Origin of the sequence: Bacillus cereus group sp. MYBK108-1, from assembly GCF_051917185.1 — a bacterium.
Classification (GTDB): domain Bacteria; phylum Bacillota; class Bacilli; order Bacillales; family Bacillaceae_G; genus Bacillus_A; species Bacillus_A cereus.
This window is the reverse complement of record NZ_JBQAHZ010000006.1, coordinates 161,422-183,578: the sequence shown is the minus strand read 5'-3', so window position 1 is coordinate 183,578 and position 22,157 is coordinate 161,422. Positions and strand designations below refer to the sequence as shown.

The following is a 22,157-nucleotide window of genomic DNA, read 5'->3' as shown; positions in this document are numbered from 1 at the left end:
TGACTGAACAATAATATAAACTCGCAAACGAAAATCTTTTTAATTTAAATATTATATTTTTTGTATAAATGGATTAATTTAATTGGTATAATAAGGGATTGTTACGTTTTTTATAGGTAAAGAGATGTAACGAAAAAAACTGGGTTAAGGAATGTGAGTGTATGAAGAAATTAAGTAAAGTAATGTCATTTTGTTTGGCCGCTAGTATGCTTGTTATAACGGGGTGTGAAACAAGTGAACACAAAGTTCAAGTAAATGAAACGATTGAACAGCTTGATGAAGCGCCAGAAGTGACAGAAAAAGAAGCGAAAAAGATTGTAAGAAAGAGTGTAGATGGAATAGCAAATGCGTTTAGTGAGATGGAAAAAGAAAATGGATGGAGCCGAAATAATCTTGGGGATTTAGAGACAGCTAAAAAAGGAGTTAAAGGATTGGTTTCAGAAAAGTTTGTAGAGAATCAGCTTCCTGAATTGCTTGCTAACTTTAATAGATCGAGAGAGACTGATATGTTACCATTCCCAAATTATTTTCAAACTGAAATAAGATTTTCTTCTTCACAAGATAAAGAAAATTTAACGGTACATACATTAAGTTTAGAAGATGAAATAGGTCATGCGGCCCAAGATTGGGAATTTCATTTGGTGTATAAAGAAGGGGAATGGTTAATGGATAAATGGTCATTCGTTTTTCCTGAAGATTTAAAACTTACAAAAGAAGAAGCAAATAGAATTTTAAAAATGCCAGACGATAAGAATGTGTCATTTGTAAGTGAAGAAAATAGTGGCGATAAGAAATACATATTCAAAGATAGTAACGGATTAATTACTGTAAATGCGAAAACATCTCTTATTTCATACAATGTAGATAAAAATAGGTATGAAAAGGTAACGAAAGAAAGAAATATTCAAGAAACAGAACAAGTACAGAGAAAGGATTCGAGTGCGTATACAGGCTCAAAAGAAGAGAAACAATCGCAAAAAGAATCTTCTTCAAAGATAGATAGAGCAAATGTTTTAAGTGAATTAGCTGCTATAGATAAACAAGAAAAACATACGAATGCTATGTCAACCAATGATATAGTAAATGAAATAGAAGGAAATTATGAACTGTGGGATAATAAACTAAATGAAATTTACAGTACATTAAAAAGTACGATGTCACCTGATGCGTTTCAGTCGTTAAAAACGAAACAAATTGCGTGGGTTAAAGAAAAAGAAAGTAAAGTTAAAGCAATTGGTACTGATACAAATAACGGAACGATGAGGCGTATAGAAGCTTCAGAAGAGAAATATAAGATGACAAAAGCAAGATGTTATGAATTAGTAAATGGGTATATGAACTAGTGTGAACGAATATAAAAAATGCGTTGCTTATAAGCAACGCATTTTTGTATTTACGCTTTTAATTTCATTACAATATCAGCATCTGGTGTTACATATACGGTTTGCTGATTGTCGTACGTAACAAAACCAAGTTTTGCACCACTCGGTTTTTTGACATGGCGTATTTTGGTGAAATCAACAGGTACAGAGCTAGACTCTTTCGCTTTACTGTAATAGGCAGCAATTTTGGCAGCTTCTAGTAAAGTTTCTTCAGCAGGCTCTAAAGAACGAATGACAACGTGAGAGCCAGGTATGTCTTTCGTATGTAACCAAATTTCATCACGGCGGGCAAACTTCGTTGTTAAATAATCATTTTGTTTATTGTTTTTACCAACGAAAATCTCTGTGCCATCACTTGCTACATATTTATCTAATACTGGTTTAGTAGGCTTTTTCTTTGCGTTTTTCGTTTTGCGATTGCGCACATAACCTTCTTCAGCTAATTCCTCACGAATTTCTTCAATATCTTTTGAAGAAGCAGCTTCCATTTGTTGAAGTAAGCTATCAAAATAAAGAATTTCTTCATTTGTTTTTTCGATTTGTTCTTCTACAACAGCAACCGAATTTTTTGCTTTTTGATACTTTTGGAAATAGCGTTGTGCATTTTCAGATGGTGTTTTTAAAGGATCTAATGTGATTTTTACAGTTCCACCATCCTCATCGTAATAATTAACGACCTCAATATCTTTATCGCCCTTTTTTAAAGCGTACATATTGGCTGTAAGTAGCTCTCCAAATAGTTGATATTTATCTGCTTTTCCAGCATCTTGCAGTGTTTTTTCGAGTTTAATGAGTTTTTTCTCGTTTTTATTTTTTTCGTTTTGCATAAAGCGTTCTAAATCATGAGCTTGTTGTTTTACACGATCACGTTCTGCTTTGCCAAAGAAGAAACGATCTAACAATTCGCTCACTGATGAGAATGTTTTTTCTTCTCCTTGCAAGTGTGTAAGAGGGAAAAGATAGAAGAATTCTTTTCCATTTGCAGTAATCATTGTAGGTGTATATGCATGAGATAGTAATGGTGTTTGTATAGAGAAAAATGCTTCTGATAATGCTTTCTCGTTTACCATACCGGCTTTCTTTACTACTTCTTTTGCAAATAATGGGGATATTCCCATGAAAGCACCAACGAGTTGTTTATCCATATTTCCAGATAGAAAGTCTAGCGGTCTAATAAAATCATCTGCGGTTTCAATTTGCAGAGGATTGATTTTATGTTGGGCTGGTGGCGCGACGTACTCAGCACCAGCATATACAGTTCGGTGACGGTTTACGGCTAATGAAACGTGTTTTAAGCTATCTAAAATCACGTTTGTTTTCGTATCTAATAAGATAATGTTACTATGTCGTCCCATTATTTCAATTACTAATGTTTTTAATGATTCGTCTCCGATTTCATTACGACTGCGAACTGTAATTTGAATAATGCGTTCTAAGTCGATTTGTTCAATTTTTTCAATAAATCCACCTTCTAAATGTTTGCGAAGAAGCATACAGAACATCGGCGGTATTGCTGGCGAATCGTAGTTTTGATTCGTTAAGTGCATACGCGCATATGTAGGATGAGATGAAAGAATTAGTTTTTGGTTCTTTCCATTCGCTCGAATATGTAATAAAATCTCGTATTTTGAAGGTTGATATATTTTGGAAATTCTTCCTGTGTAAAGAGAATTTTCAATTTCATGTGTAATCGCTCTTGTAAATAATCCATCGAATGCCATAAATGAACACTCCTTTCTAACTAAATGTTAATTATAGCATTTTTTTGGACGAGGCTGAATAAGCTTTCAATAGAGTATGTCTGGAATCAGGAGGTCGATAGCAGGATGAACTGGTATGGAATGCGAGCACATGAAGTGGAAGAAAGAACGAATACGAATGTAAAGGTTGGACTTACAGAGAAAGAAGCAGAAGGGCGAGTAAAGAAATTTGGTACTAATGAATTAGAAGAAGCAAAAAGGCCTTCTGCACTAATGGTATTTTTAGCACAGTTTAAAGATTTCATGGTACTCGTTTTGTTTGGAGCAACAATTGTTTCTGCGTTTTTAGGTGAATACATTGATTCTATTGCTATTGTTGCCATTGTTATTATCAATGGTATTCTCGGCTTTTTTCAAGAAAGAAAAGCTGAAAAATCATTGGAAGCTTTAAAGGAACTAGCTGCCCCGCAAGTTACTGTAATGCGGAATGGAAAGTGGGTAAAAGCACCATCTAAAGCACTTGTTTTAGGTGATATTATTAAGTTTTCCAGTGGTGATCGTATTGGGGCTGATGTGCGTCTTGTTGAGGCATCAAGTTTATATATTGAAGAGTCTGCTTTGACAGGGGAGTCCGTACCTGTACAAAAGAAGGTAGAAGCACTGCAAGGGCAAGATGTTGCAATTGGGGATCAAAAAAATATGGCTTTTATGGGGACAATGATTACGCGAGGATCTGGTACAGGAGTCGTTGTAGCAACTGGTATGAATACAGCGATGGGGCAAATTGCAAATATGTTGCAAAATGCAGAGCAAATGGAAACGCCACTGCAAAGAAGGTTAGAACAGCTCGGAAAAATATTAATTATTGTAGCTCTTATTTTGACAGCGCTCGTTGTATTGGCTGGTGTGTATCAAGGGAATGAAGTATATCATATGTTTTTAGCTGGCGTATCGCTAGCTGTTGCGGCTATTCCAGAAGGATTGCCAGCAATTGTTACAGTAGCTTTATCACTTGGTGTACAGCGTATGATAAAAAAGAGAGCAATTGTAAGGAAGTTACCGGCCGTAGAAACGTTAGGCTGCGCTTCTGTTATATGCTCTGATAAAACGGGAACAATGACACAAAACAAAATGATGGTAACACATATGTGGTCAGGCGGAGAATTGTGGAAAGTGACAGGGCAAGGATATGAACCTAATGGCTCTTTTATGAAAGGTGAAAAAGAAGTGAATCCAGCTAAGACAAAATCACTTTATCAGCTACTTACATTTGGTTCACTATGTAACAATGCAAATATTATTCAAAAGAAAAAGGCGTACGTATTAGATGGGGATCCAACAGAGGGAGCGCTTGTAGCTGCAGCAATGAAAGCTGGGATAACACGTGAGGCATTGAAAGGGAAATTTGAAATTATTCGTGAATTTCCATTTGATTCAACTCGAAAAATGATGAGTGTTATTGTACGAGATCGAGAGGGGAAAAAGTTTATTGTTACGAAAGGAGCACCGGATGTTCTTTTGCAAATGAGTCAAACAATCTTATGGGGGGATAAGCAGCAGCCGTTAAGTGAGCTATATAGAAAAGAAGTACAAGCGGCTATTCATAGCTTAGGTAGTCAAGCGCTTCGAACAATTGCAGTTGCGTTTAAACCTTTAAAAGTCACGGATTCTATTGAACATGAAAGAGACGTTGAAAAAGATTTTATGTTGGTTGGGATACAAGGTATGATTGACCCGCCAAGGCCAGAAGTCGCGCAGGCGGTAAAAGAGTGTAAAGAAGCTGGTATTCGAACAGTAATGATTACAGGTGATCATAAAGTGACAGCAATGGCGATTGCTGAACAATTAGGAGTTTTACCACCAGATGGACGCGTTGTTGAAGGAGTAGAACTCGCGAATATGGATGTGGAGGAATTAGAAAATGTTGTAGAAGATACGTATGTATTCGCTCGTGTATCACCTGAGCATAAATTGAAAATTGTTAAAGCATTGCAAAATCAAGGACATATAGTAGCGATGACAGGTGATGGAGTGAACGATGCTCCAGCTATAAAAACAGCGGATATTGGGATAGCGATGGGGATTACAGGGACAGATGTTGCAAAAGAAGCCTCTTCACTTGTTTTACTAGATGATAATTTTGCTACAATTAAGTCAGCGATTAAAGAAGGAAGAAATATATACGAGAACATACGTAAGTTCATTCGCTACTTATTGGCGTCAAATGTTGGAGAAATTTTAGTTATGTTATTTGCGATGTTACTTGCATTACCACTGCCGATGGTTCCTATTCAAATTTTATGGGTGAACTTAGTTACTGATGGTTTACCAGCGATGGCATTAGGTTTGGATAAGGCTGAAGGAGATGTGATGAAGAGAACACCGCGTCACCCGAAAGAAGGGGTATTCGCTAGAGGGCTTGCGTGGAAAATAATAAGTCGAGGGTTTTTAATTGGAGCAGTGACGTTAGTGGCGTTTATTATTGCGTATAACCAACATCCAAATGAACTGAAATATGCACAAACTGTAGCGTTCGCGACGTTGGTACTTGCACAGCTTATTCATGTATTTGATTGTCGTAGTGAGCATTCTGTCTTTCACCGTAATCCATTTGGGAACGTGTATTTAGTAGGGGCGGTTATTATTTCGTTACTACTTATGCTAGTGGTTATATATTATCCACCGTTACAACCGATCTTTAGCACAATGCCGATACAAGCAAGAGATTGGTTATTAATTGGAGGTTTGTCATCAATTCCGACTTTCTTACTAGTAGGTTCTTTATTAACAGGGAAAAAGGCTAAGAAGAAAAAGCCGATGTTATATAAGAAGGGATTAAACTTGAAATAGTCAATGTTATGAAAATGTGATATAATTTACAGAAGGTAGTAGAGCCTTGTCTCTATTACCTTTTTCATTGAGTTATTTTATGGCTTGGATGTGATAAAAATGATTTCTAGTATGACAGGGTTTGGAAGATCGAAAGTAGAAAGTGATACTTTTCAAATTACAGTAGAAATGAAATCGGTGAACCACCGTTTTTTAGAGATGAGTATTCGACTTCCTAAGCAAATGATGGTATTTGAGGACAAAATTCGTAAAATAATTGCACAGCAAGTTCGACGTGGGCGCATCGAAGTGTCTATTAGTATAGCAGGTGAAGGACTTGTTGAAAGAAAATTAAGTGTGAATTGGTCACTTCTTGAGCAGTACCAATCGATGATGGAAGATATAAAAGGGAAATTTCAATTACAAGATTCTATTACACTCGAACAATTAATGGCAATGCCAGAAGTAACAGCAATTGAAGAAATAGAAAATGTAAATGAACATTTTGAGAACAGTTTATATGAGGCTGTTCGTCAAGCTGCTCATATGTTGAAAACGATGAGAGATGGCGAAGGAGAACGATTACATAAAGATATAGCGTATCGTTTACAAGAGATTAGCAATTGTGTAAATGCGATTATTCCACATGCACCAATTGTTACACAAAAATATCGTGAACGATTAGAAAATCGCTTAAAAGAATTACATAATCAAGATCTAGATGAACAAAGATTGCTAACAGAAGTCGCAATCTTTGCAGAGCGTTGTGATATTCATGAAGAGTTAGTTCGTTTGCAAAGTCATTTAGAGCAATTTCGTGAAACATTGCAGATTGAAGAGCCTGTTGGAAGGAAAATGGATTTCATCGTGCAAGAGATGCATAGAGAAATTAATACGATTGGTTCTAAGGCAAATGACTTAACAATTTCAAAATATGTTGTAGAAATGAAAAATAACCTTGAAAAAATTCGTGAACAAGTACAAAATATTGAGTAGCTTTCAAAAAATATATAAAGTTATACGTGGTGGAGAAATCGGATAGACTTACTAGGAGGCGCAAACTATGGCCATGCGGTTTTTAAATATTGGATACGGAAATATTGTATCTGCTCATCGAATTATTGCTATTGTAAGTCCGGAGTCAGCTCCTATTAAACGAACAGTACAAGAAGCACGCGAACATAATGCTTTGCTTGATGCTACGTATGGGAGAAAAACAAGGGCGGTTATTGTTATGGATGATGGGCATGTTGTATTAAGTCCAATTCAACCAGAGACGATTGCACATCGTTTGAATAATAAAGAAGATTTAAGTGAGGAAGGGTAGGTTTTACATATTTATGAGAAGTAGAAGAGGATTGCTCATCGTTCTTTCAGGGCCTTCTGGGGTTGGAAAAGGGACGGTTCGTAAAGAGCTGTTTAGCCATGAGGATACACGTTTTCAGTACTCTATTTCAGTAACGACACGTAAGCCGCGTGAAGGTGAAGTAGATGGTGTGGATTATTTCTTTAAAGAAAGAGAAGAATTCGAGGAAATGATTCGTAATGAAAAATTACTTGAGTGGGCTGAGTTCGTAGGTAATTATTACGGAACACCGATTGACTATGTTGAAAAAACATTACAAGAAGGAAAAGATGTATTCTTAGAAATTGAAGTGCAAGGAGCAATTCAAGTTAAGAAAGCTTTCCCAGAAGGTGTATTTATTTTCTTAGCACCTCCAAGTTTATCTGAACTAAAGAGCCGTATTGTCGGACGTGGTACAGAGACTGAAGATGTTATTGAAAATCGTTTAACTGTAGCGAAAGAAGAAATCGAGATGATGGACGCTTACGACTATGTAGTAGAAAACGATCAAGTTGAATTAGCTTGTGATAGAATTAAAGCAATTGTGGTTGGCGAACATTGCCGCCGCGAAAGGGTAGCAAAATATTATAAAGAAATGACGGAGGGTCTATAATTATGTTAAATCCATCAATTGACTCATTACTACAAAAAATCGATTCTAAGTACACTTTAGTAACAGTGGCTGCAAAACGCGCACGTGAAATGCAACTTGCTAATAACTGTGTTGTAGAAAAACCTGTTTCTCATAAATGTGTAGGTAAAGCATTAGAAGAAATCGATGCAGAAGCATTAAGCTACGTACCAAGTGAAGATAAAGTAGCTGAATAAGCCTTTGCCTTCGACAAAATAAAACATAGACTTTATAATTTTCTATGTAACGGTAACAACCTATTTACAAGTAGGTTGTTATTTTTTTACGAAAGGAATGAAATATCGGTACTGACGAGCTGAGAATTCTATTTCAGTATTATAAGTTTGAAAAAGAAAGAGGACGAGTCATATGCTAAAAGGGAAAAAGATACTTTTATGTGTAACAGGAGGCATTGCGGTTTTTAAAGCAGCTGCGTTAACGAGTAAATTGACACAATTTGGCGCGATTGTCAAAGTAATGATGAGTGAGTCGGCAATGAAGTTTGTTACGCCTCTTACATTCCAAGCGCTTTCTCGCCATGATGTATATACGGATACATTCGATGAGAAAGACTCAGCTGTTATTGCTCATATTGATTTAGCAGATTGGGCGGATGTTGTACTTGTCGCACCTGCTACTGCCAATTGTATTGGAAAGTTAGCTGGTGGTATTGCAGATGATATGATTACAACTACTTTGTTAGCTACTACAGCTCCGGTATGGATTGCGCCTGCTATGAATGTGCATATGTATGAAAATAAGATAGTTCAAAAAAATATGATGACATTGAAAACGCTAGGATATACATTTATTGAGCCTGGGGAAGGCTTTTTAGCATGTGGATATGTAGCGAAGGGACGACTAGAAGAACCTGAAGCAATTATTGCACGGTTAGAGGAAGCTTTCTCAGAACACAAACCATTGCAGGGAAAAAGAATATTAATAACTGCTGGCCCAACACGTGAAAAGGTTGATCCAGTTCGTTTTATGACGAATTTTTCTTCTGGGAAAATGGGGTATGCGATTGCGGAAGTGGCAGCGAATTTAGGCGCTGATGTTATACTCGTTTCAGGACCGACAGCATTAAATCCACCGTTACATGTAACGACAGTGCAAGTGGAATCTGCACAAGATATGTTAGAAGCAGTTCTTCAACATTATCAAAACGTAGACGTTGTCATTAAAACAGCAGCAGTTGCAGATTATCGTCCGAAATATGTGCATGAGAATAAAATGAAAAAGCAAAATGGTGATGCTGTCATTGAACTTGAAAGAACGGTGGATATTTTAAAAACATTAGGTCAGAAAAAGGATAAACAGTTACTTATCGGTTTTGCTGCTGAAACGACAAATGTAGAGGAATATGCAACGAAAAAACTACGTGAGAAAAATGCAGATATGATTGTCGCGAATGATGTAAAAGCGCAAGGAGCTGGATTTGGCACGGATACGAATATTGTAACAATGTATAGAAAAGATGGAAAAGTTATTGAGTTGCCACTTTTAATGAAAAAAGAGGTAGCTCGTGAAATATTGAAGCAAATTGAAATGATGTTAGAAGATGATCGTTTATGAAATTTGCAAGTGTAATTGTTGATGTACCTGCCCGTCAGACAGATCGACCATTTGATTACATTATTCCTAAAAAATGGGAAGATATTGTACAGACAGGAATGCGTGTAGTAGTTCCGTTTGGGCCAAGAAAATTGCAAGGTTTTATTATTGGGATTAAAGATTCGGTGGATGTAGAAAGTAAGAAGTTAAAGACAATCCATGAAATATTAGATGTAACACCGGTTTTAAATGATGAATTATTAAAGCTTGGATATTGGCTTACAAGTGAAACGTTATGCTACATGATTTCAGCTTTTCAAGTGATGCTTCCAACTGCGATAAAAGCAACGTATAAAAAACGTCTACAACTTTGTAAACAGGAAGAAATAGCACCTGAAATACTATATTTATTTCAGGATAAACAAGCAATTGATTTTGAAGTAATCGAGCAACAGCCACATTTATACCGAACTATTCAACAAGAAATTAAAAATGGTACGGTTGAAGTCGTTTATCAGGTGAAAGATAAAGTACAAAAGAAGAAGCAAAGAGTGGTTCAGCCGGAGTTGCCAGAAGATAAATTGGAATTAGCGGCATTTGAACTGAAAAGTAAAAAACAACAAGATGTACTTTATTATTTTGTGGAAAATTATAAAAGTACACCGTTGAAAGTAATTACAGAAGAGTTACAAATAACAGATGCTCCAATAAAAGCACTTGTTAAAAAGGGATTCATTTCAGAAAAGTATGTGGAAGTATACCGAAATCCGTATGACGATGATGATTTTGAACAAACAAAACCATTTCCACTTACGGAGGAACAAAAACAAGTTATTACACCGATTTTATCATCAATTACAAATGAAACTTATAATCCATTTTTACTATATGGTGTTACAGGAAGTGGAAAGACAGAAGTATATTTACAATCTATAGCAGCAGTGCTCAAGAAAGGAAAAGAAGCTATCGTTCTTGTTCCTGAAATTGCACTAACGCCCCAAATGGTGGATCGTTTTAAAGGTAGGTTTGGCTCGCAAGTTGCAGTTCTTCATAGTGCGTTGTCTGTTGGAGAAAAGTATGACGAGTGGCGTAAGATTTTAAGAAAAGAAGTGAAAGTTGTAGTTGGTGCGCGTTCAGCTGTTTTTGCGCCTTTTGAGAATTTAGGGATTATTATTATTGATGAAGAGCATGAATCAAGTTACAAACAAGAAGATAATCCGAGGTATCATGCAAGAGATGTAGCTGTCTGGAGAGGACAATATCATAAATGTCCTATCGTTCTTGGTAGTGCGACACCAACACTTGAATCGTTTGCAAGGGCGAAAAAAGGTGTTTATGAACTATTAACAATGGAAAAACGTATGAATGAACAAGCTTTACCAACGGTAGAGATTGTTGACATGCGAGAAGAACTTCGTGACGGGAATCGATCAATGTTTTCTAAGGCGCTGCATGAAAAAATAGCAGATCGATTAGAAAAGAAAGAACAAATGGTACTCTTTTTAAATAGAAGAGGTCATTCTACATTTGTTATGTGCCGTGATTGTGGGTATGTTGTCCAATGTCCGCATTGTGATATTTCATTGACATATCATAAAATGAATCATCGTTTAAAATGTCATTATTGTAGTTACGAAGAGAATATGCCAACTGAGTGTCCAGCTTGTCAAAGTACATACATTCGTTTCTTTGGTACAGGTACACAAAAGGTAGAAGAAGAAATTACAAAACTATTTCCAGAGGCGCGAGTCATTCGAATGGATGTAGATACGACAAGTCGAAAAGGAATGCATGAAAAATTATTAAAGGCGTTTGGGGAAGAAAAAGCAGATATATTACTTGGAACACAAATGATTGCTAAAGGATTAGATTTTCCGAAAGTAACGCTCGTTGGGGTTTTAACTGCAGATACGATGCTTCACTTACCTGATTTTCGGGCGAGTGAAAAGACATATCAGTTATTGACGCAAGTAAGTGGACGAGCGGGTAGACATGAATTGCCAGGGGAAGTTGTGATTCAAACGTATACGCCAGAACATTACAGTATAGAGTTAGCGAAGAACCAACAATATGATGTGTTTTTTGACCAAGAAATGCAAATGAGACGAACAAGACAATATCCCCCATATTACTATGTTGTACTCGTAACTGTATCTCATCCAGAATTATTAAAAGCGGTACAAGTGACGGAAAAAATTGCCTCGTATTTACGAACGCATTGCTCACAGCAAACAATGGTGCTAGGACCAGTTGCTTCAGCGATTCCAAGGATAAAAGATAGATATCGTTATCAATGCATGATAAAATACAAACGGGAACCAAACTTAAAGAACGTGCTCAAAATGGTAAATGAACATTATCAAGCAGAAATGCAAAAAGAGCTACAAATCTCAATTGATTTTAATCCAACAATGTTAATGTAGCGGAGGGAAATATGGCAGTTTTAGAAATAATAAAGCATCCAAATGAAGTGTTAGAAACACCATGCGAAAGAGTAATTAACTTTGATAAAAAGTTAGTGAAATTGTTGAAAGATATGCATGAAACAATGTTAATTGCGGACGGAGTCGGTTTAGCTGCGCCTCAAGTAGGTGTAAGCTTGCAAGTAGCGGTTGTTGATGTCGATGATGATACTGGGAAAATCGAGTTAATCAATCCATCAATATTAGAAAAACGTGGTGAACAAGTAGGTCCCGAAGGCTGTTTAAGCTTCCCGGGACTTTATGGTGAAGTAGAACGTGCCGATTATATTAAAGTAAGAGCGCAAAATCGCCGTGGGAAAGTATTCTTATTAGAAGCGGAAGGATTTTTAGCGCGTGCAATTCAACATGAAATTGATCATTTACACGGTGTTTTATTTACATCGAAAGTGACAAGATATTATGAAGAAAACGAACTAGAATAGGTGTTAAAAGGAGCGGTTTTTAAATGATAAAAGTAGTGTTTATGGGAACACCGGACTTTTCAGTGCCGGTGCTTCGTCGTCTTATTGAAGATGGCTATGAGGTAGTAGGTGTTGTGACGCAACCTGATCGTCCAGTAGGTAGAAAAAAAGTATTAACACCTACACCTGTTAAAGTTGAAGCGGAAAAACATGGTATCCCTGTGTTACAGCCGTTAAAAATTCGTGAAAAAGATGAATATGAAAAAGTATTGGCATTAGAGCCAGATTTAATTGTAACAGCTGCATTTGGGCAGATTGTACCAAATGAAATTTTAGAAGCACCAAAGTATGGGTGTATTAATGTTCACGCTTCTTTACTTCCTGAACTTCGTGGTGGTGCACCAATTCATTATGCAATTATGGAAGGTAAAGAAAAAACAGGTATTACAATTATGTATATGGTAGAAAAATTGGATGCTGGTGATATCTTAACGCAAGTGGAAGTTGAAATTGAAGAGCGTGAAACGACAGGCTCATTATTTGATAAATTAAGTGAAGCAGGAGCACACCTTCTATCTAAAACAGTGCCTTTATTAATTCAAGGTAAGTTAGAACCGATTAAACAAAACGAAGAAGAAGTAACGTTTGCGTACAATATAAAACGTGAGCAAGAGAAAATTGATTGGACAAAAACAGGTGAAGAAGTATACAATCACATTCGCGGATTGAATCCATGGCCAGTTGCTTATACAACATTAGCAGGACAAGTTGTTAAAGTATGGTGGGGGGAAAAAGTGCCTATAACTGAACCGGCTGAAGCAGGTACGATTGTTGCAATCGAAGAAGATGGTTTTGTTGTAGCAACGAGTAATGAAACAGGTGTTAAAATTACTGAATTGCAACCTTCTGGTAAAAAGCGTATGAGTTGTTCACAATTTTTACGTGGAACAAAACCTGAAATTGGAACGAAGTTAGGAGAAAATGCATGAGACAAAATGTTCGTGAATTAGCTCTTGATGGTTTACTTCAAGTGGAAAAAAGTGGTGCATATAGCAACTTACTTTTAAATAATCTAATTGAAAAAAGTGCAATTGATAGAAAAGATATTGGTTTATTAACTGAAATTGTATATGGAACGATTCAACGTCGTGACACATTAGATTATTATTTACAGCCTTTTTTAAAAAAGAAGGTTGAGGCGTGGGTAAGAGTATTGCTTCGCTTATCTTTATATCAAATGATTTATTTAGACCGAGTGCCAGAAAGAGCGGCTATTCATGAAGCGGTTGAGATTGCAAAGCGTCGCGGGCATAAAGGAATTGCTGGTATGGTGAACGGTGTATTACGTTCGATTCAGAGAGAAGGTGTACCTTCTGTAGATGAAATCAAGGATCCAGTAGAACGTCTTGCAATTACAACAAGTCATCCAGTTTGGCTTGTCCAAGAGTGGACTTCAGAATACGGTTTAGAAACTGCAGAAAAAATGTGCGAAGTAAACATGTTACCCCCTGTACCAACAGCGCGTGTGAATGTTGATAAGGTAACTGTAGAAGAAGCGATTGAGTTGTTGGCAAGTGAAGGTATAGAAGCAAAACGTGGTGACTTATCAGATGATGCTATTCAGATTGAAAGAGGAAATGTAGCGCATACAGAAGCGTTTAAAAAAGGATTTCTTTCTATTCAAGATGAAAGTTCTATGCTTGTAGCACGCGCTTTAGAACCGAATACGGGAGATGCAGTCCTTGATAGTTGTGCTGCTCCAGGCGGAAAAACAACGCATATCGCGGAACGATTAAAGGGAACTGGTAAGGTCATGTCCCTTGATTTACATGCACACAAAGTACGTTTAATTAAACAGCAAGCAGAGCGACTTGGTCTAGAAAATGTCGAAACTAAAGCGCTAGATGCTAGAAAAGTGCAAGAGCACTTTGCAAATGAAACGTTTGATAAAATATTGGTAGATGCACCGTGTTCTGGATTTGGTGTAATTAGACGTAAACCTGATATTAAGTTAGGAAAAGATAAAGGCGATAGTGAAAGATTATCGACGATTCAAATTGCAATACTAGAAAAAATAGCACCATTATTAAAACAAGGCGGTCGTCTTGTTTATAGTACGTGCACAATTGAGAAAATAGAAAATGAACAAGTAATAGAGAAATTTTTACAAGAACATCCTGAATTTGAATGGGATACTACGCTTAAAGAGCGTATGCCAGAAAAATTAACTCCGTATATTGATGAAGGTCAAGTGCAAATTTTACCGCATTATTTTGCGACGGATGGCTTTTATATTGCTTGTTTAAGGAAGAAGGTGTAGCATCATGGAAACGACTGTAAGAAAACAAAAGAAAAATTTAGAAACGAAGAAACCATCAATTTACTCTTTACAACTTCATGAAATGCAAGATTGGTTAAAGGAACAAGGAGAACCGAAGTTCCGTGCTGGACAAATTTTTGATTGGTTATATAAAAAACGTGTAAAAAATTATGAGGATATGTCAAACCTTTCTAAAGGATTGCGTGATAAATTGTCGAATTCCTTTGATATTACTACTTTAAAAACGTTAGTAAAACAAACGTCTTCGGATGGAACAATTAAATTCTTATTCCAATTATATGACGGATATTCTATTGAAACGGTATTAATGCGACACGAATATGGAAATTCCATTTGTGTAACAACGCAAGTTGGTTGTCGTATTGGGTGTACGTTCTGTGCTTCTACACTTGGGGGATTAAAGCGAAACCTAGAAGCTGGAGAAATCGTAGCGCAAGTAGTAGAAGTTCAGCGTGCGCTTGATGAAACAGAAGAACGTGTAAGTTCTCTTGTTGTTATGGGGATTGGAGAACCATTTGATAACTATGATAATTTAATGGGATTCTTACGCATCATTAACCATGAAAAAGGACTTCATATTGGTGCGAGACATATGACTGTTTCGACGAGTGGAATTATCCCGAAAATTTATAAGTTTGCTGAAGAAGATCTACAAATTAATTTTGCGATTTCATTGCATGCTCCAAACTCAGAATTACGTTCAAAATTAATGCCGATTAACCGTGCTTATAAATTACCAGATTTAATGGAAGCTATTAAATACTATGTAAATAGAACAGGGCGTCGTATTACTTTTGAATATGGATTATTTGGAGGAGAAAATGACCAAGTAGAGCATGCTGAAGAGCTTGCTGCGCTCTTAAAAGGTGTAAAATGTCATGTGAACTTGATTCCGGTAAACTACGTACCTGAACGTGATTATGTACGTACGCCACGTGAACAAATTTTCTTGTTCGAAAAAACGTTAAAAGATCGTGGAGTGAATGTAACGATTCGCCGTGAACAAGGTCATGATATTGATGCAGCCTGCGGTCAGTTGCGTGCGAAGGAGCGCAAAGAAGAGACGAGGTGACGAGATGAAAGCCGTATTTCTATCGGATAAAGGAAAAGTTCGTCAACATAATGAAGATAGTGCAGGAGTTTTTCACAATTTAGATGGAAATGTATTAGCGGTAGTAGCAGATGGAATGGGAGGTCATCGAGCTGGTGATGTAGCTAGCTCGATGGCCATTCAATTATTCCATGATTATTGGAAGCAAACACATAATATGAATGAGCCGAAAAAAGTAGAACAATGGTTACATACTAGTGTTGGGATTATTAATGAGCGTATATATGAATATGCTCAGCAAAATGCAGAATGTAATGGTATGGGAACAACGCTTATAATAGCTGTTTGTACACCAAGCTTTGTGACAATAGGGCATATAGGAGATAGTCGTTGCTATATGGTATCAGAAGGAGAAATGACGCTAGTAACGGAAGATCATTCGCTTGTAAATGAGCTTGTGAAACATGGTGAAATTTCAAAGGAAGACGCAGAGTATCATCCGAAAAAGAATGTGTTATTAAGAGCATTAGGAACAGAAGAAAAAGTTGGGTTAGATGTTAAAACGTTGGTGATTGAGGAAGATGATCAATTACTTCTTTGCTCTGATGGGTTATCAAACAAAGTTTCTATTGATGATATGCGACAAATTTTACAGTTAAATGAACAGCTTGAAGGTAAAGGGCAGTGTCTCATTCAATTGGCAAATGATCGCGGTGGAGAAGATAATATCACACTTGTTCTTATTGATTATGCGGGTTCGACAAACGAAAGTAGGTGAAGTGCAACGTGCTGATTGGAAAACGCTTAAATGACCGTTATAAGCTGCTGAAAATGATTGGTGGTGGCGGAATGGCCAATGTATATTTAGCTCATGATGATATACTTGGCCGAGATGTAGCGGTAAAAATATTAAGACTCGACTACTCAAATAACGAAGAGTTTATTAAACGTTTCCATCGAGAAGCGCAGTCTGTTACAACGTTGTCGCATCCAAATATTGTGAATATGTATGATGTCGGAGAAGAAGATGGTATATACTATCTTGTCATGGAATATGTACCAGGACAAACATTGAAGCAATACATAATTGAGCGAGGGATGTTACCTATAGGAGAAGCTCTTGATATTATGGAGCAGTTAACATCCGCTATGGCACACGCCCATCATTTTGAAATTGTGCATCGTGATATAAAGCCGCACAATATTTTAATTCGAGCTGATGGAATAATAAAAGTAACAGATTTTGGAATTGCGACAGCTACAAGTGCAACAACAATTACACATACAAATTCAGTGCTCGGTTCAGTCCATTATTTATCACCAGAACAGGCACGTGGCGGAATAGCAAATAAACAATCAGATATCTATTCTCTTGGGATAGTTATGTTTGAATTGTTAACAGGAAGACAACCGTTTTCTGGCGAATCTGCTGTTGCTATAGCTTTAAAACATTTACAAAATGAAATCCCATCACCAAAAAGATGGAATGAAAATATTCCGCAAAGTGTTGAAAATATTATATTAAAAGCAACTGCAAAAGATCCGTTCCATCGATATCAATCTGCCAATGCGATGAAGCGAGATATTGAAACTGCGCTATATCCAGAGAGGATAAATGAGCAACCGTTTTACATACCAGAAGATATGGAAGCGACGAAAGCGATTCCGATTATTCAACAAGAACAATTATTTGAAAATGTAAGTGATGAAACGATTGTTTTAAAAGGGAGTAAGGTGGAAGAACCGATAAGAGCAGAAGCAGCTGAGTTAGATAAGAAGAAAAAACGGAGTAACAAGTGGCTTAAAGTTTTAATTTCAACATTTTTATTTTTAGCAATAGGAATAACATTAGCGCTTACGGTTATTCCAGGATTATTTATTCCGAAAGATGTGAAAGTTCCTGATGTGGCTGGTATGAAATACACGACAGCTGTAAATACATTAGTAGAAAAGGGCTTTGAGGTGACGGAGCCTAATATTGTATATACAGATGATGTTGAAGTTGGGGATGTAATAAAAACGGACCCTGTAGCAGGAAGAGTCGTAAAAGAAAACGCTAAAATTACTATCTATCAATCAGGTGGGAAAAAGAAAAGTAAGATGGCGAATTTCACAGGGCAAAACTTTGAGAGTGTAAAAGCTGAGTTAGAAGAAAAATATAAACAAGTTACAGTAAATTATATTGAAAATGATAAGCCGAAAGGTGAAATTGTAGAGCAAATTCCGACGCCTGATCAAATGGTTATAGAAGCGGAGCAAGAACTGAAAATCTGGGTAAGTAAAGGTCCTTATCAAATTAGACCAGGTGACTTTTCGGGGTGGACTGAAAATAGTGTAACTGGTTATTTGAATGAGAGAAAACTAACGTCAGATATAAAACGAGAGTATTCAGATACAGTCGAAAAAGGACTTGTAATTTCGCAATTTCCAAAACCAGGTACACCATTAAAAGAGGGAGATAAAGTAACTATTATTATCTCTGATGGTCAAAAGCCTAAAGTGACTAAAACGGTAAAATTGGACAATATCTCTATCCCATATGAGCCTGCTGTAACAGGTGAAAAAAAGCCGCAAACAATAGAAATTTATAAAGAAGACATGCAGCAAAAAATGGATAGACCGGTTGAAACGAGAACAATTACTGAATCAGCGACTATTTCTTTAGAATTTGTAATTCAAGAAGGTTCAAAGGGACACTATAAAATTGTACGAGATGGAGTAACGATTATTGATAAAGAAGTACCCTATCCAACTCAATAATAGTGAAAGTCTATTTATTATTATTGCCTGTTATGCTGTCTACAAAGTGGACGGTATAGCAGGCAAAAATATATGATTCAAAAAGCTAGTAAAGTGATGCAGTTGTAAATATTTTTTTGCATTTAATGGGAAATTTAATGTATATTAGCGAAAGTATATATGGTAGGTTTTGAAATCGTTATTTAGAAAATTTAAATCCATTCATTTTTAAATTCAGCATCACCTTATACAAAAAAGGAGAATTCTATGCCAGAAGGAAAAATTATAAAAGCTTTAAGTGGGTTTTATTACGTGCAGCATGAAGAAGGGGTTACGCAATGTCGTGGACGAGGTGTATTTAGAAAAAATAAAATTACACCACTTGTAGGAGACCAAGTTGTTTTTCAGGCAGATAATCCAACTGAAGGTTATGTGCTTGAAGTGTTTGATCGAAAAAATGAACTTGTTAGACCTCCTATTGCTAATGTCGATCAAGCGATCCTTGTGTTCTCTGCAGTAGAACCAGATTTTAATCCTGGACTGTTAGATCGATTTTTAGTGCTGATTGAATATCATAACATTAAGCCAATTATTTGTATTAGCAAGATGGATTTAGTAGATGAAAAGATGAAAGCAACTGTTGAAGCTTATGCGAATGATTATCGTGAGATGGGTTATGATGTTTTATTTACTTCTATTAATACGTCAGAAAGTATTGATATATTAAAACCATACTTAGAAAATTGTGTTTCTGTCGTTGCGGGTCAATCTGGTGTGGGGAAATCTTCAATGCTTAATGTGCTACGTCCAGAATTAGAGCTGAAAACAAATGATATTTCCTCCCATTTAGGACGCGGGAAGCATACGACAAGACACGTAGAATTAATTGCAATTGGGAGTGGACTAGTAGCAGATACACCGGGGTTTAGTTCACTAGATTTCATTGATATAGAAGTAGAAGATCTTACATATTGTTTTCCAGAGTTGAAAGAAGCGAGCCAATACTGTAAATTTAGAGGGTGTACACATCTTTCTGAACCGAAATGTGCGGTGAAAGCTGCGGTTGAAGAAGGGAAGATTACAGAATATCGCTATAAGAACTATAAACAATTCGTAGAAGAAATTAGAGAGAGAAAGCCGAGGTATTAGTTATGATTAAAATTGCACCATCGATTTTATCAGCAGATTTTTCAAAATTAGGGGAAGAGATTAAAGATGTAGAAAAGGGCGGAGCGGATTACATTCACGTTGACGTAATGGATGGACATTTCGTACCAAATATTACGATTGGACCGTTAATTGTAGAAGCAATCCGTCCGATTACATCATTACCATTAGATGTACATTTAATGATTGAAAATCCTGATAACTATATCCCGACTTTCGCACAAGCGGGAGCGGATATTATTACTGTTCACGTAGAGGCGTGTCCACATCTACATCGTACAATTCAGTTAATTAAATCTCATGGTATTAAAGCGGGCGTTGTATTAAATCCACATACGCCAGTTTCAGTAATTGAGCATGTATTAGAAGATATAGATATGGTATTACTTATGACAGTAAACCCTGGATTTGGTGGACAGAAGTTTATCCATTCTGTATTACCGAAAATTAAACAAGTTGCAGACATGGTGAAAGAGCGCAATCTAGAAGTAGAAATTGAAGTTGATGGTGGTGTAAATGCTGAAACAGCAAGACTTTGTGTGGAAGCAGGAGCAAATGTACTTGTAGCTGGGTCAGCAGTATACAATCAAAAAGACCGCGGTGAAGCAATTCGCGTAATTCGTGGGTAGTGATGAACTTTTATCCTAGTAAGGTATTTATAGGATAGGGTAAAAATATGTAAAAAGGCAATCTACCGAATGGCAGATTGCCTTTTTACAATGGAAGGGGAAGAAAAAATGATTATTCATATTTTGGCAGGAGGACCTTCGGAATATTGCGCAGATTTTGCTCGATATGAGAATGAGGAAGTAGTGTGGGCAGCGGTTGATAGGGGAGTATACCGTCTATTAAAGAAAGGGATTACACCGGCTGTTGCGTTTGGAGATTACGATTCAGTTACTGAAGAAGAATTAGCATGGATGGGACAGCAAACGAACGAATTACATATTGTTCCGCGAGAAAAAGATCAAACGGATTTAGAAATTGCAATTAACTGGGCATTAGGACAGAAGCCGGCACTAATTCGTATTTTTGGTGCTACCGGTGGAAGGCTTGATCACGGTTTGGCAAATATACAGATGCTTTTAAAAGGGTTAGAAGTAGAGATAGAAATGTGTATTGTGGACAATAAAAATGAAATAACAGTTAAAAAAGTGGGTACACATATAATTGAAGAAAATAAAAACTTTCCTTATGTATCTTTTGTACCAGTTACTGAAATAGTGGAAGGGATTACATTGTTTGGTTTTAAGTACCCGCTTACTAATAAAACAATAGAGTGGGGATCAACACTTTGTATTAGTAACGAACTCGTTGAGGAAAAAGGTACTTTTTCATTTACTTCTGGCATATTAATGTTGATAAGAAGCACTGATTGAAGAAACAATTTTGCTCCTTACATCATATAGTGACCAAGTGGAGTAATGGGGATTAGGAGGGAAACCATGAGATTTTATACAATTAAGTTACCTAAATTTCTTGGTGGAATTGTTCGTGCAATGTTAAATACCTTCAAAAAAGATTAAAAAAAGCACCTATCACCGGTGCTTTTTCCATTGTTATAGTAAAAAAAGAGCCTATCGGCTCTTTTTTTTATTATTAAACACGTTCGATTTTGCCAGATTTTAATGCTCTAGCAGAAACGTAAACACGTTGAACTTTTCCGTCGATGCGTACGCGAACTTTTTGAAGGTTAGCGCCCCACTTACGTTTTGTAGCGTTCATTGCGTGAGAACGAGAGTTACCAGAACGAGCTTTTCTTCCAGTAATAGCACAAACACGAGCCATTTATATTTCCCTCCCTTGATACCTTACCATACGTAATTTTTCAATGTTAGTCTTTTATGCGATGCTAAAAACACTACTATAATTTAACACAACTAAAAAGAGAATGCAACACCGTAGAAAAAAGAAATCAAGAAAATTTACTTGACACTATATGTCAATGAAGAAAAGTTGAAATCCATAAAAATTGCTTGACATATTATAGTGGTACATGTTGTATAATAACAATGGACTATTTTGCTCATCATAAAAAAGTGTAATTTAAAACATAAAATATGAGAGTGAAAAGAAAGAACGATGGAATTTTCTTTGAAAAGATTATATGATAGTAACTAAAGTAGTCTAGCTCACTTTCACCATTTATGAAGGGGGAAACGAGATGTCAATTGAAATTAAAACGAAGTACGGTCAAATTGATATTAGTACAGATGTAATTGCAACAATTGCTGGAGGTGCCGCGGTAGATTGCTACGGTATCGTAGGTATGGCATCAAAAAATCAGTTAAAAGATGGATTAACAGACATTTTACGAAAAGAAAACTTCACTAGAGGTGTTATTGTTCGTAAAGATGAAGATGAAGTACATATTGATATGTATATTATTGTGAGCTATGGTACGAAAATTTCAGAAGTGGCACATAATGTGCAGACGAAAGTGAAATATACATTAGATCAAACTGTAGGACTAGCAGTAGATTCTGTAAACATCTACGTACAAGGAGTTAAAGTAATAAACTTGTAATGTGCAT

The 22,157-nt window shown here is 36.4% G+C and carries 21 protein-coding genes; 19 read left to right on the top strand and 2 right to left on the bottom strand.

What is annotated here, in order from left to right; all coding sequences use genetic code 11:
* The first annotated feature begins 161 nt into the window (after positions 1 to 161).
* Positions 162 to 1,343, top strand: a complete 1,182-nt coding sequence (locus tag ACTFSL_RS11935) for a lysozyme inhibitor LprI family protein (RefSeq protein ID WP_440041790.1) — start codon at positions 162 to 164, stop codon at positions 1,341 to 1,343.
* Positions 1,344 to 1,393: 50 nt separating this feature from the next.
* On the opposite strand, the gene ACTFSL_RS11930 is transcribed toward ACTFSL_RS11935, so the two are convergent.
* Positions 1,394 to 3,103, bottom strand: a complete 1,710-nt coding sequence (locus ACTFSL_RS11930; RefSeq protein ID WP_000863284.1) for an Rqc2 family fibronectin-binding protein — start codon at positions 3,101 to 3,103, stop codon at positions 1,394 to 1,396.
* 105 nt (positions 3,104 to 3,208) lie between these two features.
* Here ACTFSL_RS11930 and ACTFSL_RS11925 point away from each other — a divergent pair, with 105 nt between their 5' ends.
* The 17 genes from ACTFSL_RS11925 to spoVM all read left to right on the top strand — a co-directional run bounded on the left by ACTFSL_RS11925 (position 3,209) and on the right by spoVM (position 21,149).
* Positions 3,209 to 5,932: a calcium-translocating P-type ATPase, SERCA-type gene (locus ACTFSL_RS11925; RefSeq protein ID WP_001104778.1), complete on the top strand. Its 2,724-nt coding sequence runs from the start codon at positions 3,209 to 3,211 to the stop codon at positions 5,930 to 5,932.
* Between the two features lie 99 nt (positions 5,933 to 6,031).
* Positions 6,032 to 6,907, top strand: a complete 876-nt coding sequence (locus tag ACTFSL_RS11920) for a YicC/YloC family endoribonuclease (protein WP_000625866.1) — start codon at positions 6,032 to 6,034, stop codon at positions 6,905 to 6,907.
* A 67-nt stretch (positions 6,908 to 6,974) separates the two neighbouring features.
* On the top strand, positions 6,975 to 7,238 hold the full coding sequence (gene remA / locus ACTFSL_RS11915) for an extracellular matrix/biofilm regulator RemA (RefSeq protein ID WP_001251456.1): 264 nt from the start codon (positions 6,975 to 6,977) through the stop codon (positions 7,236 to 7,238).
* A 13-nt stretch (positions 7,239 to 7,251) separates the two neighbouring features.
* Positions 7,252 to 7,869: a guanylate kinase gene (gene gmk, locus ACTFSL_RS11910; protein WP_001257741.1), complete on the top strand. Its 618-nt coding sequence runs from the start codon at positions 7,252 to 7,254 to the stop codon at positions 7,867 to 7,869.
* A 2-nt stretch (positions 7,870 to 7,871) separates the two neighbouring features.
* Positions 7,872 to 8,084 (top strand): DNA-directed RNA polymerase subunit omega, encoded by a 213-nt coding sequence (gene rpoZ / locus ACTFSL_RS11905; protein ID WP_000933960.1) that lies wholly within the window; start codon positions 7,872 to 7,874, stop codon positions 8,082 to 8,084.
* A gap of 172 nt (positions 8,085 to 8,256) precedes the next feature.
* The gene (gene coaBC / locus ACTFSL_RS11900) at positions 8,257 to 9,462 is read left to right on the top strand and encodes a bifunctional phosphopantothenoylcysteine decarboxylase/phosphopantothenate--cysteine ligase CoaBC (RefSeq protein WP_000911742.1); all 1,206 of its coding nucleotides are present in this window, start codon (positions 8,257 to 8,259) and stop codon (positions 9,460 to 9,462) included.
* Positions 9,459 to 11,864 (top strand): primosomal protein N', encoded by a 2,406-nt coding sequence (priA, locus tag ACTFSL_RS11895; RefSeq protein ID WP_440041789.1) that lies wholly within the window; start codon positions 9,459 to 9,461, stop codon positions 11,862 to 11,864. Before coaBC ends, priA begins: the two co-directional genes overlap by 4 nt.
* A gap of 11 nt (positions 11,865 to 11,875) precedes the next feature.
* Positions 11,876 to 12,346, top strand: coding sequence for a peptide deformylase (gene def / locus ACTFSL_RS11890; protein ID WP_000279455.1), 471 nt, complete (start codon positions 11,876 to 11,878; stop codon positions 12,344 to 12,346).
* Positions 12,347 to 12,369: 23 nt separating this feature from the next.
* The gene (fmt, locus tag ACTFSL_RS11885) at positions 12,370 to 13,314 is read left to right on the top strand and encodes a methionyl-tRNA formyltransferase (RefSeq protein ID WP_000598804.1); all 945 of its coding nucleotides are present in this window, start codon (positions 12,370 to 12,372) and stop codon (positions 13,312 to 13,314) included.
* Positions 13,311 to 14,645 carry a 16S rRNA (cytosine(967)-C(5))-methyltransferase RsmB gene (gene rsmB / locus ACTFSL_RS11880; protein WP_440041787.1) on the top strand — a complete coding sequence of 445 codons (1,335 nt, stop codon included), beginning with the start codon at positions 13,311 to 13,313 and terminating at the stop codon, positions 14,643 to 14,645. The genes fmt and rsmB overlap by 4 nt, the downstream gene beginning before the upstream one ends.
* 4 nt (positions 14,646 to 14,649) lie before the next feature.
* Complete coding sequence (rlmN, locus tag ACTFSL_RS11875) at positions 14,650 to 15,738, top strand: 23S rRNA (adenine(2503)-C(2))-methyltransferase RlmN (protein ID WP_000450540.1); 1,089 nt, start codon at positions 14,650 to 14,652, stop codon at positions 15,736 to 15,738.
* Positions 15,739 to 15,742: 4 nt separating this feature from the next.
* Positions 15,743 to 16,495: a Stp1/IreP family PP2C-type Ser/Thr phosphatase gene (locus tag ACTFSL_RS11870; RefSeq protein WP_000648703.1), complete on the top strand. Its 753-nt coding sequence runs from the start codon at positions 15,743 to 15,745 to the stop codon at positions 16,493 to 16,495.
* Positions 16,496 to 16,503: 8 nt separating this feature from the next.
* Positions 16,504 to 18,477, top strand: a complete 1,974-nt coding sequence (gene pknB / locus ACTFSL_RS11865) for a Stk1 family PASTA domain-containing Ser/Thr kinase (protein WP_440041785.1) — start codon at positions 16,504 to 16,506, stop codon at positions 18,475 to 18,477.
* Between the two features lie 246 nt (positions 18,478 to 18,723).
* Entirely contained in the window at positions 18,724 to 19,605 is an 882-nt protein-coding gene (rsgA, locus tag ACTFSL_RS11860; RefSeq protein WP_001113932.1) for a ribosome small subunit-dependent GTPase A, read from the top strand.
* 2 nt (positions 19,606 to 19,607) lie between these two features.
* The gene (rpe, locus tag ACTFSL_RS11855) at positions 19,608 to 20,252 is read left to right on the top strand and encodes a ribulose-phosphate 3-epimerase (protein ID WP_000589974.1); all 645 of its coding nucleotides are present in this window, start codon (positions 19,608 to 19,610) and stop codon (positions 20,250 to 20,252) included.
* Positions 20,253 to 20,321: 69 nt separating this feature from the next.
* Positions 20,322 to 21,002 (top strand): thiamine diphosphokinase, encoded by a 681-nt coding sequence (locus tag ACTFSL_RS11850; RefSeq protein ID WP_002183880.1) that lies wholly within the window; start codon positions 20,322 to 20,324, stop codon positions 21,000 to 21,002.
* A 66-nt stretch (positions 21,003 to 21,068) separates the two neighbouring features.
* Positions 21,069 to 21,149, top strand: a complete 81-nt coding sequence (gene spoVM, locus ACTFSL_RS11845; RefSeq protein WP_001213599.1) for a stage V sporulation protein SpoVM — start codon at positions 21,069 to 21,071, stop codon at positions 21,147 to 21,149.
* A gap of 73 nt (positions 21,150 to 21,222) precedes the next feature.
* Here spoVM and rpmB read toward each other — a convergent pair whose 3' ends face one another.
* On the bottom strand, positions 21,223 to 21,411 hold the full coding sequence (gene rpmB / locus ACTFSL_RS11840) for a 50S ribosomal protein L28 (RefSeq protein WP_000124776.1): 189 nt from the start codon (positions 21,409 to 21,411) through the stop codon (positions 21,223 to 21,225).
* Positions 21,412 to 21,787: 376 nt separating this feature from the next.
* On the opposite strand from rpmB, the gene ACTFSL_RS11835 reads away from it, so the two are divergent.
* A complete protein-coding gene (locus tag ACTFSL_RS11835) occupies positions 21,788 to 22,150 on the top strand; it encodes an Asp23/Gls24 family envelope stress response protein (RefSeq protein WP_000021109.1) in 363 nt (120 codons plus the stop codon).
* The last annotated feature ends 7 nt before the right edge of the window (positions 22,151 to 22,157 follow it).

Coding starts and splice junctions, on each gene's coding strand:
- ACTFSL_RS11930 (WP_000863284.1), bottom strand. CDS start 3,103: ATGGCATTCGATGGATTATTTACAAGAGCGATTACACATGAAATTGAA.
- rpoZ (WP_000933960.1), top strand. CDS start 7,872: ATGTTAAATCCATCAATTGACTCATTACTACAAAAAATCGATTCTAAG.
- priA (WP_440041789.1), top strand. CDS start 9,459: ATGAAATTTGCAAGTGTAATTGTTGATGTACCTGCCCGTCAGACAGAT.
- fmt (WP_000598804.1), top strand. CDS start 12,370: ATGATAAAAGTAGTGTTTATGGGAACACCGGACTTTTCAGTGCCGGTG.
- ACTFSL_RS11870 (WP_000648703.1), top strand. CDS start 15,743: ATGAAAGCCGTATTTCTATCGGATAAAGGAAAAGTTCGTCAACATAAT.
- def (WP_000279455.1), top strand. CDS start 11,876: ATGGCAGTTTTAGAAATAATAAAGCATCCAAATGAAGTGTTAGAAACA.
- rpe (WP_000589974.1), top strand. CDS start 19,608: ATGATTAAAATTGCACCATCGATTTTATCAGCAGATTTTTCAAAATTA.
- rlmN (WP_000450540.1), top strand. CDS start 14,650: ATGGAAACGACTGTAAGAAAACAAAAGAAAAATTTAGAAACGAAGAAA.
- rsmB (WP_440041787.1), top strand. CDS start 13,311: ATGAGACAAAATGTTCGTGAATTAGCTCTTGATGGTTTACTTCAAGTG.
- spoVM (WP_001213599.1), top strand. CDS start 21,069: ATGAGATTTTATACAATTAAGTTACCTAAATTTCTTGGTGGAATTGTT.
- ACTFSL_RS11935 (WP_440041790.1), top strand. CDS start 162: ATGAAGAAATTAAGTAAAGTAATGTCATTTTGTTTGGCCGCTAGTATG.
- rsgA (WP_001113932.1), top strand. CDS start 18,724: ATGCCAGAAGGAAAAATTATAAAAGCTTTAAGTGGGTTTTATTACGTG.
- ACTFSL_RS11850 (WP_002183880.1), top strand. CDS start 20,322: ATGGCAGATTGCCTTTTTACAATGGAAGGGGAAGAAAAAATGATTATT.
- rpmB (WP_000124776.1), bottom strand. CDS start 21,411: ATGGCTCGTGTTTGTGCTATTACTGGAAGAAAAGCTCGTTCTGGTAAC.
- ACTFSL_RS11925 (WP_001104778.1), top strand. CDS start 3,209: ATGAACTGGTATGGAATGCGAGCACATGAAGTGGAAGAAAGAACGAAT.
- gmk (WP_001257741.1), top strand. CDS start 7,252: ATGAGAAGTAGAAGAGGATTGCTCATCGTTCTTTCAGGGCCTTCTGGG.
- ACTFSL_RS11920 (WP_000625866.1), top strand. CDS start 6,032: ATGATTTCTAGTATGACAGGGTTTGGAAGATCGAAAGTAGAAAGTGAT.
- ACTFSL_RS11835 (WP_000021109.1), top strand. CDS start 21,788: ATGTCAATTGAAATTAAAACGAAGTACGGTCAAATTGATATTAGTACA.
- remA (WP_001251456.1), top strand. CDS start 6,975: ATGGCCATGCGGTTTTTAAATATTGGATACGGAAATATTGTATCTGCT.
- coaBC (WP_000911742.1), top strand. CDS start 8,257: ATGCTAAAAGGGAAAAAGATACTTTTATGTGTAACAGGAGGCATTGCG.